The following is a 12,748-nucleotide window of genomic DNA, read 5'->3' as shown; positions in this document are numbered from 1 at the left end:
TCAGGCGGCGGCGAGTTGCTTGCGCCAGCGGGTGAACAGGCGGGGCTGGTTCATCCCGAGGACGGCGACGGGTGTCTCCCCGCGCCGGTAGACGGCGAGGACGTCGCGCACGTCGGCGCTGCCCGCCTCGACGGTGACACGGTCGGCACCGGCCGCGTGTCCGGCGAACTGGATGCGTACGCCGTACTGGTCGGACCAGAAGTACGGGGGCCGCGGGGTCGCCGGCGGCTCGGCGCCGTCCCCCGCGAGCAGCGCCCTGACGGCGGCGGCCGGGCGTTCCAGCGCGCCCGTCCAGTGCTCCACGCGCCGGTGCCCGCCGCTGCGCGGGTCGTACCAGTTCGCGCAGTCGCCGACCGCGACCACGCCGGGTACGCCGGTCCGGCCGTCCGCGCCGCACTTGACGCCGTTGTCGAGCGGGACGCCCGAGCCGTCGAGCCACTCCACGCAGGGCCGGGCGCCCACGCCGACGACGACGATGTCGGCGGGGAGGCTGCGCCCGTCCTCCAGCAGCACGGCGTCCACGCGCCGTTCGCCGCCGAGCCCCTTGACGCCGACCCCGCACAGGAGCCGTACGCCGTGGTCGGTGTGCAGGCCGGAGACGACCGCGCCCATGTCCGCGCCGAGGGGGCCGGCGAGCGGGGTGGGGGCGGCCTCGACGACGGTCGCCTCCAGGCCCAGGGCCTGTGCGGTGGAGGCGACCTCGGCGCCGATGAAGCCGCCGCCGATCACCACGAGCCGTCCGCCGGCGGCGAGTTCGGCCTTGAGGGCGCGCGCGTCGTCCAGGGTGCGCAGGGTGTGCACCCCGGCGAGGTTCTCGGAGCCGGGGAGGGCGCGGGCGGCGGCGCCGGTGGCGATGACGACGCCGTCCGCGTTGATCTGCCGGCCGTCCGCGAGCCTCACCTCGCGTGCACCTACGTCGAGTCCGGTGGCGCGCGTCCCGAGCAGCCACTCGGCGTCGAGGTCCTCGTCGTCCGTCTCCAGGGCGAGTTCGGCCTCGCCGTACGTGCCGGCGAGGAACTCCTTGGAGAGCGGGGGCCGGTCGTAGGGGCGGTGGATCTCGTCGCCCACGACGATCAGCCGGCCGTCGTACCCCTGGGCCCGCAGCGCGCGGGCCGCCGAGAGGCCGGCCAGCGACGCGCCGACCACGGCGACCGTCCTCACGCGGTCCCCTGGGCGAGCCGGGACGCCATGCAGGGCGGCAGGTTGGGGGCCTCGGTGGAGACCTTCACATGGATCATGCCGTCCTCGACGACCACCTCGTGGGTGCGGACCGGGAGTTTGGCGGGCGGGGAGTCCACCGCGCCGGTCCTCAGGTCGAACTTCGAGGCATGCAGGGGGCATTCCACCTCGCAGCCCTCCAGCCAGCCGTCCGCGAGCGAGGCGTCCTGGTGGGTGCAGGTGTCGTCGATGGCGAAGACCTCGCCGTCGTCGGTGTGGAACACCGAGACGGGCGGGTCGATGTCGAGCCGGTATGCCTCACCTCGCGGCAGGTCCGCGAGACGGCACGCGGGAATCATCATGACACCTCGGTGCGTATAGCGAAACGGATTGCGGTAAGCGCAACGCCAGTGTGGAGCCGCCCCGAACCGTTGTCAAGGAGTCCAAAGGCGGGGTTTCCAGGACAGCCGGACGCGCCCGTCCCACCCGCGTGAGCAGGCGGAACAGGCGCGTCCAGCAAGGGATTTGACAGGTCGTCAGAACATGACGACCGACCTGAGGACATCCCCCTGACGCATCCGGTCGAACGCCTTCTCCACCTCGTCGAGCTGGATCGTCTCGGTGACGAACGCGTCGAGCGGCAGCCGCCCCTGGAGATAGAGGTCGATCAGCATCGGGAAGTCCCGGGACGGCAGGCAGTCCCCGTACCACGACGACTTGAGCGAGCCGCCGCGCCCGAAGACGTCCAGCAGCGGGAGTTCGAGCTTCATCTCGGGCGTGGGCACGCCGACGAGGACGACCGTCCCGGCCAGGTCCCGTCCGTAGAAGGCTTGTTTGTACGTCTCCGGCCTGCCGACCGCCTCGATCACGACGTCCGCGCCGAAGCCGCCGGTCAGCTCCTGGATCGCCTCGACGGCGTCCGTGCCGCGGGAGTTGACGGTGTGGGTGGCACCCAGTTTCGCCGCCGTCTCCAGCTTGGCGTCGTCGATGTCGACGGCGATGACCTTCGCGGCGCCCGCCAGCGCGGCCCCGACGACGGCCGCCGCGCCGACGCCGCCGCAGCCGATCACGGCGACCGTGTCACCGCGTCCGACGTTCCCCGTGTTGATGGCGGCGCCGATCCCCGCCATCACGCCGCAGCCCAGGAGCCCGGCGGCGGCCGGGGAAGCGGCCCGGTCGACCTTCGTGCACTGGCCTGCCGCAACGAGGGTCTTCTCCGCGAACGCGCCGATCCCGAGCGCCGGGGCGAGTTCGGTGCCGTCCAGCAGGGTCATCTTCTGCTTGGCGTTGTGCGTGTTGAAGCAGTACTGCGGGCGCCCGCGCAGACAGGCCCGGCAATTCCCGCACACGGCACGCCAGTTGAGGATCACGAAATCGCCGGGCGCGACGTCGGTCACCCCCTCCCCTACCGCCTCGACGACACCGGCCGCCTCGTGCCCGAGGAGGAACGGGAAGTCGTCGTTGATGCCGCCCTCCCGGTAGTGCAGGTCGGTGTGGCACACCCCGCACGCCTCGACCTTCACCAGCGCCTCCCCCGGACCCGGGTCCGGCACGACGATCGTCTCCAGGGAGACGGGGGCGCCCTTTCCTCGCGCGACGACAGCACGGACCTGGTGAGCCATGACCACTCCCGAGTTCGATGTTGCTCATTGCGGTACGCATCTCATGTAACGCAACACAGCATCGGGGAGCGGGCGGGCGCGGTCAAGAAGCGGGACTAGACGCGTAGCCGACGGGGAAGAGAGCGACCGCGCGGCCGGAGGCAGGGCGGGCGTCACCTCGGGTGAACCGGCGTCCACCGGGCTTCCTGATCAGTAGAGTTCGGCCATGCCCGCGCGAGACGAACTCCTCATCGACCTGATCAACCGCACCGAGATGGAGGGCGCCGGCCCGCGCCTCACCGTGGTCGCCCACGGCGTCGTCCTCACCGGCCGCCTCACCACCCACCGCACCTGGGCCACCTCCGTCGCCGGCCTCCTCGACGACGACAGCGCACCGGACGAACACTTCGGCGAGGCCTTCCGCCGCGAGGCCGCCGAACCCCTCGCGTACCCCCCGGTCTTCCTGCACCTGCACGGCTGCCAGCTGATCTCCGGGTCGAGCAGCCTGCCGGCGGCGCTGGGCGAATACTTCCGGGTGCCGTTGGAGTCGGTGACGGCGTGGAGTGTGCGGTGAGGCGGTGAGGCGATGACCGTACGCGGTGTCAGGTGACTCGATGACGGCACGGGAGGTCACGCTCCCCCTGCCACGCCTCCGCCCCGAACGCCTCTTTCACCTCCGAGGCGATGGTCTTCGCGTCGACCCGGTCCCGCAGGGCGTAGACCGTCGTCGCCGGCCGTACCAGCCCGCGCACGGGCGTAGGGAAACGTCACCCGTTTCAGCGATTGTGCTCGGTCTCTGGTGATCGGGATCCTGGTGATGGACGAGCCGCAGGAAGCGTGCAGGGGGCGTGGGCGGGAGAACCCGGGGGTGAGCAGCAGTGGACGCACGCAGGATCGAACAGGTCGTGTCCAGGTACAACACCGTCTTCGAGGTATCGAATCTGAAGATGGGCTTCGGCCTCGATGACAACGTTTACCTCGTGGTCGGCGGCACCCCCGACGGCCGTCTGCTGCGGCTGAAGCCGGACGGCACGAAGCAGACGTTCTTCCGGGCGGGAGCCGCCGCGCTGGCCGTCACGGCGAACGCGTCCGGGACGATCGCGATCGCGGAGGCCCATTTCGCGCACCGGATCGTGTTCTACGACGACCAGTTCAGGCAGCTCGGCCACTACGACGACTTCGCCGCCGACAACACGCTCGGCTACAACGCACCCTCCGGCATCGAGGCAGTGCCGTCCGGCTTCTTCTACGCCCTCGACCAGCATCGCCTGCGCGTGGTCAGGCTGACCCCCACCGGCACCCTGGACCGGGAGGTCACGCTCACCGGGCTCCCGGCCGAGGTCAGGTCCACCGGCAGCGCGGTCGGCCTGCGGGTGATCGAGAGCTCCGCGGACTCCGGGCGTGTCTACACGGCCTGGCCGCATGTCACGAACGGCACGCTGGGGTTCGTCTGTGCCAGCGACCTCCGGACAGGTCGGCTCCTCTGGTCCAAACCGGTCAAGGTCTCGGGCGACCTCAACAACAGCTTCGACGTCACCGGGAACGGCGGTCTGTGCGTCGTCAAGAGCACACAGGAACTGGTGATCTACGACGCGGACGGAGGGGAGACACCCGCCCCCCTCGACCTTCCCGCCGACGATCACACGGTGGGGCACCTGCGGCTCCGTGACGACAAGGACGGCGACCAGCACCGCCTCCGGTACTACGTGAAACGGGACGACGAGCGGTACCTGTTCGAGGTGTACGACGGGAAGACCGGGGCGGCCGAAACCCCGGTGCTCGGCGACGTCGAACTGCTCACCGTGCAGTACGACGCGGACGTGTGGACCGCGGGAAAGCCGATGCCCCTGACCATCACGCACAGCCCGGGCAGCTGGCCGAACCGGCCGCGCTTCCGGGTCTGGCTGCGCCCGCTCGGCGTCCCGGAGTTCACCGAACTCCCGCTGACCGGCGGCGCGGTGACCCCGCCCGCCGACGCCCGGGGCCTGTACCAGGTGCGGGTGTCGCCGGATGTGGCGGGACGGCTGTCGGAGTATGTGGTGGACGGCATGGTCGAGATCCGCCCGGCCGCGCCCACGCCGGGCACGACCGTGCAGGGCTCGCTGTCCCTGATGAGCTGCCGGATCGTCAAGGACCGCGACGGCAAGGAGAGGCCGGTCAACCTCAACCGCCTCCACTACGGCCGCGGCGAGGCCGTCACCCTCCGCGTCGAGGCCCGTATGGGCGCGGGGGTACCGCAGCCGGCCGCCGTAACCGTCGTACTGAAACGGGACGGTGAGCGGCTCCACGAGTGGAACGTCGGCCTGGACCCTGCCAAGCACTTCGGACAGCTGGTCATCGGCGCGGACATCACCGGCACGCTGGAACCCGGCCGGCATGTCCTCGACGCCGACCCACCGGCCGGTCTCCTCCTCACCATCGCCCCGCAGTACCTGGAGATCGGGCCGGGTTTCACCGACCGGCCGGACTACCATCTCACCCTCTACACCGACATCTACGGCCCCAACGGGGCCAGTTTCCCCGCCGACCCCCGTGAACTCCTCATCAACCCCCCCACCAACTTCCCGCCGGCCTTCAGGGACCTCCCGGACGTGGTCCAGGCCCATCTGCACCGGACGCGGACGCTCGGCCTCAACCTCGCCGTCGACCGGCTAGGGGTGCACTGGGGCACCGTCACCTTCGCCACCGAGTACGACGCCGATGCGGAGATCGCCGCCCGGCTGAAGGCAAGCCCGGTCGCCGTCCACTACCGCAAGGCCCTCTTCGAGGACGTGGGCCGCCGGACCATCGCCGGATACGGTGCGTACGGCATCGAGGAACAGGGCGTCCTCCATTCCAACGACACCTTCCTGCCGCTGGAATGGCCGGGCAACCACGAGATCCGCACGCTGGAGGAGCTGAAGACCGACCTCGCGACGGGGACCCGCACCCTCGACGCCTACGCGGCGTTCCGCGGCTGGACCTGGGGCGCCAACTGGTGGATCGGCCCGGTGGGCGCGGTCGCCGCGAACGCCGACGAAAAGGCCGAGTACACCACCGCCAGCGAGGCCATCGCCGCCGGCACCAGCACAACCTGGCTGCCCGTCCTCGACACCGTGACCGAGCGCTCGATCACCTTGAAGCCGACGGAGGCCGCCGAGCTCCGCACAGCGCTGAACGAGGCGTCCCCCGGCCGGCTCACCGCCGCGACCGCGCCGTACCGGCAGCCGCAGACCGTACCCCCGCTGCTGTTCGCCGAGGTCGACGAGGTCGATCTGCACTACCAGGCCGAGCAGATCCAACTTCCGTTGTCCTCCGCCCACATGGTCGACTTCTACCGGCGGCCGGGCAAACCCGTCTGGGGCCACCCGGAGCTGACCAACGACGACGGCACCGGCGGAATGTTCCTGCCGACGCTCTTCCAGCAGGTGATGCGCGGCCCGAACGGCACCGGCATGGTCACTGACGAGAACGCCCGTCAGATGAAAGGGGTCGTCGCCGCTCCGGAACGCGGCGGCGGCAGCGGCACCCAACCCGGCGAACCGCGCTCCGGCGGGGCGGGCAAGACCTCGGTGCAGCGCGCCGCGTTCGACATGATCGCCCGCCTCGGACCGGCCGTCGCGGGCGCCGACAGCGCCAACCGGGTCGCGATCGTCGTCTCCACCCGCATGCTGCGCCTGGAGACCTTCGAGGGCGGCTGGTTCAGCAGCCTCTACTTCATGCGCCTGTACAGCGCCTGGGCCGCCTGCCTGCACGCGCACCGGCCCGCGTCCTTCGTCTTCACCGAGGACGTCGACGCCGAGGTACTGCGCGGCTACCAGGCCGTCCTGCTCGTGGGCCAGCAGGCCGAGCTGGATCCGCCCCTGGCGGCGGCCCTGAACAAGGCATGCGAGACCGTCCCGGTGTACGCCGACGACACCTGCCACCCGTCCATCCGCGACGCCTACGGCCGGCTGGGTCTCGCCTTCGACCGGATCAACCGCAAGGACGAACCCGCCTGTCAGAACGACGACACCGCCTACTACCGGATGCGCCGTGCCTTCCTGGACCAGGGCGCCGCCCTCGCCCAGACCCTGAGCGCCGTCACCCCGGTCGCCGAGTGCGACAACCCCGAGGTGCTGCTCAGCGAATGGACGGCCGGGGACATCACCTACATCTGGGCCGTCAACACCACCCGGCCCGACTGGGAACCGGAGATCGCCTGGCGGGTCGGGCTGCTGTGCGCCCAGCACCTGCCCGTGCAGACGCGGCTGACGGTACGGCTGCCCGCACTGCACCAGGTCATCGACCTGCTCACCGGCAAACCCGTCTCCCTGCTCGGCGGCACCTTCACCGCCGACCTGCGCACCGTACCGGCCCGGCTCTACGCGATCGTCCCACTGCTGCACGACCCGCTCCCCACCGCCTCCGAGGACGGATTCGGCCCGCACGTACGGGACATCGCCGTCTCCGCCGACGGCGACACCGCCGCCCTCAACACCTTCGACTGGGACCACAACCTCTACGGCCTCGACCTCGCCACCGGCCGCACCCGCTGGCGCCGCCGCCTGGGCCACCACTTCGCCTACTCCCCCACCACCCGCCCCGACGGCTTCGTCGTCCAGGGCTTCGACATCAACGCCGCCGAGGGCTACCACCTCTACCAGCTGGACCCCGCCGGACAGCCCCAGCGCCGCTTCGCCCTGTACGGCCTGCCCAAGAAGGCCACCGACTGGTCCAAGAGCGACTGGGGTTACGACTACGGCCTGAACAACTTCGCGTCGGCACCCGGCGGTTCCTGGATCGCCACCTCCGGCGACCTGGGCCTCGCGGTGTGGCGGCGCGAGGTGGACGAGCAGGGGCAGGAGCAGTGGAACGAGAGCTGGGCGGACTCCTGGTGGTCCGAGAACCGCCGCACCCCCCTCCGCCTCCTCGCCCTCGACGACGACACCCTGATCACCTTCGCCGACAACACCGTCAGCGGCCGATCGGCAGCGAACGGCGCCCTGCTGTGGTCCTTCTCCATCGTCAGGGGCGCCGGCTTCGGCGGGACGTTCGGCGTGGCAGCGGTCAGCGGCGACCGTCGTACGGCGGCGATCACGGCGCAGGCCGACGGCGGCCGGGTATACGTGATCCGCGACGGCGCCCTGGTCAACACCATCCCCACCGCGGCGAGCGAGCTGTCCCTCTCCGCCGACGGCACCTTCCTCGCCGTCACCACGGGCAACCAACTGCGGGCCTACGACACCGCGACCGGACTCCTGTGGACCTACACCGGGGACGACTTCCTGCGCCGCCCGCGCGTCTCGCCCGACGGCAGCCGGGTCGCCGTCGGCAGCGAACTCGGCACCCTCGCCGTACTGGAGCGCGATGGCACCCTGCTGACCGCCACCGACCTGCGGGCGCTCCCGGTACCGGCCTGGCTGCCCGACGGCGATCTGCTCGTCGCCACCTGGACGGGCACGGTGCTCCGCTACGACGCCGACCTCGAAGAACGCTGGCGGACCCGGCTGGTCCCCGAGGAGCGGGACATCCGCCGCAAGCTGACGGCCCCGGACCCGGTGCCGGTGGTGCGCAGGACGGACTGGGGCAACGCGAGGTCCGAGCCGCTCGAACTGACCCCCAACCTCGTCGTGGACACCCACGCCTACCTCTTCATGCAGAAGATCAGCCCACTCGGCACTTACGACATGGGCCCGGTCCAGGACCCGCACGCGCCGAGTGTCTTCGCGCCCCTGACCGACGGCAGTGCCGCCCCGCCCGCCCAGCCCTGGCTGCAACGGCCGCTCCTCGCAGGTCTGGCATCGGTCGGCGCGGACCCCCACTTCGAGCTCACCGTGGACACCTTCCGCTACCAGCTGAAGCTGACCGGCGTCACGTTCGCCGAGGACCCCGCACACCCCGAGTCCTGGCTGCGGGACGTCCTGATCCAGTGGTGGGACGCCCGCGACGCCACCTGGCGGGACGGCCCGATGCTGCTGTCCGACCAGGCCCTGCACAGCCACGACCTGGAGCTGTACTCAGGGCGCTTCCGCCTCGTCTCGACCGGCGGCGGTGTCTGGCCGCAGGGCAATCTGAGGCTCGGCGAACTGGTCTTCCACGGCGAGGTGCTCGGCGCGTCACACCGGGACGTGGTCGAGGACAATGCCGTCGCCGTCCTCTTCGACGACCGCGTGGACGACGTACAGGACCTGCTGGCCCAGCCCAGGAGCGTCGTCGACATCCAGGAGGGCGGCGCCTACTCCGGCACCCGGTGTCTGCGGGTGCCGGTGGCGATGCCGCGGGGGCAGTACCCGATCCGCCACGGCTTCTTCTTCCTGGACACCATGCACGACTGGAACTTCGAGATCGTGGAGCACCCGGCCACCCCGGGCCAGTACCGCTATCTCCAGTTCGCCTGGAAGGCGCTCAGTGACCACACCACCGGGATCGGCCTGCGCCTCGGCTCCGGCGGCAGCGCGGACGCGGACGGGGGCGGCCACCAGGAGAACCTGCACTACGTGGCCGTCAACGCCGGAGTCTCGCACTTCCCGACCGCTCCACAGGTGACCGAGATCATGATCCCGGAGGAGGAGTTTCCGCACGGCGACTGGAAGCTGGTGCGCATCGATCTGTGGGCGCAGGCCGCCGGCAAGCTGAAGAGGATCACCCAGATCGGTCTGCGCACCGACGGCGGCGGGGCCCTCTTCGACCAGATCCTGCTCGGCCGTACCGAGGCCGACCTGGATGAGTGGCCGGCGTAGGCCGGTTCGGTCCGCCGGGCGTGTGTCGAGAGGGATCTTGGCCGTGAGGTGATCTTGATTCGGGGCACGTAGAGATCTGACGGCCGAACAACGGACCGCGCTGGAGCCGCTGTTACCGAGGGGCAAGAAGCCCGGCCGGCCGCCGATATGGACCCGGCGACAGCTGATCGACGGCATACGGTTCCGGGTCCGCACCGGCGTCCCCTGGCGGGACGTACCCGCCGAGCACGGGCCGTGGGGTCGGGTGTACGACCTGTTCCGCCGCTGGCAGCGGGACGGCACCTGGCAGCAGATCTTCACCGCCCTCCAGGCGCGGGCGGATGCGAAGGATCTGATCACGATCGTGCGGGCCCACCAGCACGCCGCCAGGGCGCGCAAAGGGGGACCTTCAGAAGGAGCCGCCCGGGGGTGGGCAGGTCGCGTACCCGCCCGAGGCGGGTGCGCGCGGACAAGGCGTGCGCCTCCCGCAAGAACCACTCCTACCTGCGTCGACGTGGCGTCCGCTGCACCATCCCGGACAAGACTGACCAGGCCCGCAACCGCAAGAAGCGCGGCTCGCGCGGCGGCCGTCCGCCGAAGTTCGACCGCGAGGACTACATGGCGAGGCATGCCGTCGAGTGCGGCAGCAATCGGCTAAGGGACACCGGGCGGTGGCCACGCGGTACGACGAGTTGGCGGTCCGCTACGAGGCGACTGTCCTCGTCGCGGCCATCAATGAGTGGCTATGACCAGCCCATTCGATAGTTGGCGTGACTCGTCGGCGAGCTGGTTGTTGCGGTCGATCTCCTGCATGTGTGTCTCGGCCCAGACCCGCAGGGCGGAGAGTGGTATTTCCAGGGAAAGGCCGAGTTCGGTGAGCCGGTAGTGGACGGCGGGCGGCACGGTGGGTTCCACGCGGCGCGCGACCAGGCCGTCGCGGACCAGGCTCTGCAAGGTGGCGGACAGCATCTTCTGTGAGATGCCCGGGATACGGCGCCGCAGCTCCGCGAAGCGGACCTCGCCCGGAGCCTCCTCAGCCAGCACCTTGACCGTCATCGACGTCCACTTGGTGCCGATGCGGTCGAGCAACTGGCGAGTCGGGCAGCGCGGATCCAGCAGATCGCCGCGCTCACCGGGCCGCTGGTCACGTCCGCCGGGACTCGACGTGGTCACCCAGAGCTCACCACCTGAAGAGAAAGTGCCGTCTTGGGCGGACCAGGCTAGTTCCCTAGCGTGACCCTGTCACCATTCCTCACCGCACACTGGAGTCCCTCCATGCCCGAGCTGCGACGCGTCCCCGTCAACGGTGTCGAACTGAACGTCGCCCTCACCGGATCGGGCCCGTCCGTCCTGCTGCTGCATGGCTTCCCGCACACCTGGGAGCTGTGGACGGACGTCATGGCCGATCTGTCCGGCCGCTACCGCGTCATCGCGCCGGACCTGCGTGGGTTCGGAGCGAGCAGCCGGGCCGCCTCCGGATACGACGCGGGCACCCTGGCCGAGGACGCCGCGGCGCTTCTCACCACGCTTGGCGTGTCCTCGGCCGCGGTGGTGGGCATCGACGCGGGTACCGCGCCCGCCTTCCTCCTCGCTCTGCGCCGCCCCGGTCTCGTCCGGCGCCTGGTCGTCATGGAGTCCCTGCTGGGCCGCCTGCCCGGCGCCGAGGACTTCCTTGCCGACGGGCCGCCGTGGTGGTTCGGCTTCCATTCCGCCGCACCCGGCCTCGCCGAGACCGTACTGGAGGGCCACGAGGCCGCCTACGTCGACTGGTTTCTGCGCGCCGGCACGCTCGGCGACGGGGTGCGCCCCGGCGTCCGGGACGCCTTCGTGCGCGCATACACCGGCCGCCAGGCGTTGAGCTGCGCGTTCTCGTACTACCGGGCCCTACCCGAGAGCGCCGTACAGATCGAGCAGGCGGTCACCACTACCCGCCTGACGGTGCCGACGATGGCGCTGGGCGCCCAGCCTGTCGGTGCTGCGCTGGAACGCCAGCTCCGACCGGTCACCGACGATCTCACCGGACACGTCATCGAAGACTGCGGCCACATCATCCCCCTGCACCGGCCGCACGCCCTGCTCACACTGCTGCGTCCGTTCCTGGCCGGTGAGGACGCGAGAGTGGCGTGACCGGATCAATTGCCTCAAGAGAAACCGCGCAGTGACCACGCAGGATGACAAGTTGGCGGTCTGCTGAGAGGCGACCATCAACGAGTGGCTATGACCAGCACATTCGCTACACGCCCTGGGCGAGGTCGTCGGTGGGATGCTGCGGGGGCTTGGGGCGGTGTCGCGGACCGACTGACGGCAGGACAGCCGACTCAGCCGTCCTGATCTTCGGTGGGGCTGCCCATGGTCTCCCTGAGACGGTGCCGTGCCGCGTCCAGGCTCTCCGCATAGTCAGCGGCGAAGATCCCGGGAAGTGCCCTGTCCAGCGTTCCCGCGATCTTGTGGATCGGGGCCCATGCGGACGGATCGTCGACCATCCGTCATCTGAACTCGCTCCAACCAGTCCGAGAGGACGAGCGCCTCGGGGGACGTCGGGGAACCGGGGTGTCTCGTCGACCTGCTCGAACACCTCGTCGTAGGGTTCGACGCGTTCGGCGACCAGGAGGGTGTTGTCGCGGGCCTCGGGGAGGTCGGCGAACAACTCCCGTATCTCGGCGGGGGACTTGAGGTGGTAACCGGTGCCGTCGAAGCGGAAGCGGCTTGGGTCGTCCTTGTTCTTTCCGACGCCGATGCACAGCAGGTTGTCGTGCGCGTCGGCCTGGTCCGCGGTGACGTGGCCAGGAGAGGCAGGCCGGAGTCACGGGAGAGCCTCAACAGGCCGTCGCGGACGGCGCGTTCGATGGCGAGGCCGTGGTCCATCAGCTCCAGGTAGTAGTTGCCGGTGCCGAAGATGTCCCGGTACGCCGCCGCGGCCTCGCGCGCCTCGTCGTACTGCCCGAGACGCAGCCTGGTCTGCACCTCCCCCGAGGGACGGCCCGTGGTGGCGACGATCCCTTCGGCGTGCCCGGCGATCAACTCCCGGTCCATGCGCGGCTTTCCGACCGGGAACTGCCCCTCGTAGCTGGCGGCCGTGCTGAGCCGGAAGAGGTTGCGCCGGTGGCCGCCCACATCGTCATGTGGGTGTACCGGCCGCCGCAGGAGACGTCGTCGCCACGCCTGCTGCCGGTGCCCCAGAACTCCTGGCGCCGGGAGAAGCGGGACGAGGGCGCGACATACGCCTCGATGCCGATGACCGGCTTCACGCTCCCGGTCTCCCGCGCGCCGCGCGCGAACTCGTGGGCGCCGAACATGTTGCCGTGGTCG

Annotated in this window: 10 protein-coding genes and 1 pseudogene; 4 read left to right on the top strand and 7 right to left on the bottom strand. The window is 70.5% G+C overall.

The window, feature by feature from the left end:
- From AOK24_RS01135 to AOK24_RS01125, 3 genes are all read right to left on the bottom strand, one after another.
- The gene (locus AOK24_RS01135) at window positions 1–1,161 is read right to left on the bottom strand and encodes an NAD(P)/FAD-dependent oxidoreductase (protein WP_055718139.1); all 1,161 of its coding nucleotides are present in this window, start codon (window positions 1,159–1,161) and stop codon (window positions 1–3) included.
- On the bottom strand, window positions 1,158–1,520 hold the full coding sequence (locus AOK24_RS01130) for a bifunctional 3-phenylpropionate/cinnamic acid dioxygenase ferredoxin subunit (RefSeq protein ID WP_055718138.1): 363 nt from the start codon (window positions 1,518–1,520) through the stop codon (window positions 1,158–1,160). The genes AOK24_RS01135 and AOK24_RS01130 overlap by 4 nt, the downstream gene beginning before the upstream one ends.
- A 174-nt stretch (window positions 1,521–1,694) precedes the next feature.
- The gene (locus AOK24_RS01125) at window positions 1,695–2,780 is read right to left on the bottom strand and encodes an S-(hydroxymethyl)mycothiol dehydrogenase (RefSeq protein WP_055718137.1); all 1,086 of its coding nucleotides are present in this window, start codon (window positions 2,778–2,780) and stop codon (window positions 1,695–1,697) included.
- Between the two features lie 205 nt (window positions 2,781–2,985).
- Between AOK24_RS01125 and AOK24_RS01120 the strand changes: the two genes are divergently transcribed.
- Window positions 2,986–3,333, top strand: a complete 348-nt coding sequence (locus AOK24_RS01120; RefSeq protein WP_055718136.1) for a hypothetical protein — start codon at window positions 2,986–2,988, stop codon at window positions 3,331–3,333.
- A gap of 28 nt (window positions 3,334–3,361) precedes the next feature.
- On the opposite strand, the gene AOK24_RS48265 is transcribed toward AOK24_RS01120, so the two are convergent.
- Complete coding sequence (locus tag AOK24_RS48265; protein WP_159051764.1) at window positions 3,362–3,511, bottom strand: hypothetical protein; 150 nt, start codon at window positions 3,509–3,511, stop codon at window positions 3,362–3,364.
- A 153-nt stretch (window positions 3,512–3,664) separates the two neighbouring features.
- On the opposite strand from AOK24_RS48265, the gene AOK24_RS01115 reads away from it, so the two are divergent.
- Together AOK24_RS01115 and AOK24_RS45255 are read left to right on the top strand one after the other, a co-directional pair.
- Entirely contained in the window at window positions 3,665–9,460 is a 5,796-nt protein-coding gene (locus AOK24_RS01115; RefSeq protein ID WP_159051763.1) for a WD40 repeat domain-containing protein, read from the top strand.
- Window positions 9,461–9,536: 76 nt separating this feature from the next.
- Entirely contained in the window at window positions 9,537–10,097 is a 561-nt protein-coding gene (locus AOK24_RS45255) for a transposase (protein ID WP_409121222.1), read from the top strand.
- A gap of 74 nt (window positions 10,098–10,171) precedes the next feature.
- On the opposite strand, the gene AOK24_RS01110 is transcribed toward AOK24_RS45255, so the two are convergent.
- The gene (locus AOK24_RS01110; protein ID WP_055718134.1) at window positions 10,172–10,612 is read right to left on the bottom strand and encodes a winged helix-turn-helix transcriptional regulator; all 441 of its coding nucleotides are present in this window, start codon (window positions 10,610–10,612) and stop codon (window positions 10,172–10,174) included.
- 102 nt (window positions 10,613–10,714) lie between these two features.
- On the opposite strand from AOK24_RS01110, the gene AOK24_RS01105 reads away from it, so the two are divergent.
- A complete protein-coding gene (locus tag AOK24_RS01105; protein ID WP_055718133.1) occupies window positions 10,715–11,566 on the top strand; it encodes an alpha/beta fold hydrolase in 852 nt (283 codons plus the stop codon).
- Between the two features lie 191 nt (window positions 11,567–11,757).
- On the opposite strand, the gene AOK24_RS50115 is transcribed toward AOK24_RS01105, so the two are convergent.
- Window positions 11,758–11,922, bottom strand: coding sequence for a hypothetical protein (locus tag AOK24_RS50115; RefSeq protein ID WP_338060922.1), 165 nt, complete (start codon window positions 11,920–11,922; stop codon window positions 11,758–11,760).
- 41 nt (window positions 11,923–11,963) lie between these two features.
- Window positions 11,964–12,748, bottom strand: a pseudogene (locus tag AOK24_RS45250) (PHP domain-containing protein); the annotation flags it as partial.

It is taken from the genome of Streptomyces niveiscabiei (assembly GCF_001419795.1).
Classification (GTDB): domain Bacteria; phylum Actinomycetota; class Actinomycetes; order Streptomycetales; family Streptomycetaceae; genus Streptomyces; species Streptomyces niveiscabiei.
The sequence above is the reverse complement of the archived record's forward strand: the minus strand, read 5'-3'. Positions and strand labels throughout refer to the sequence as shown.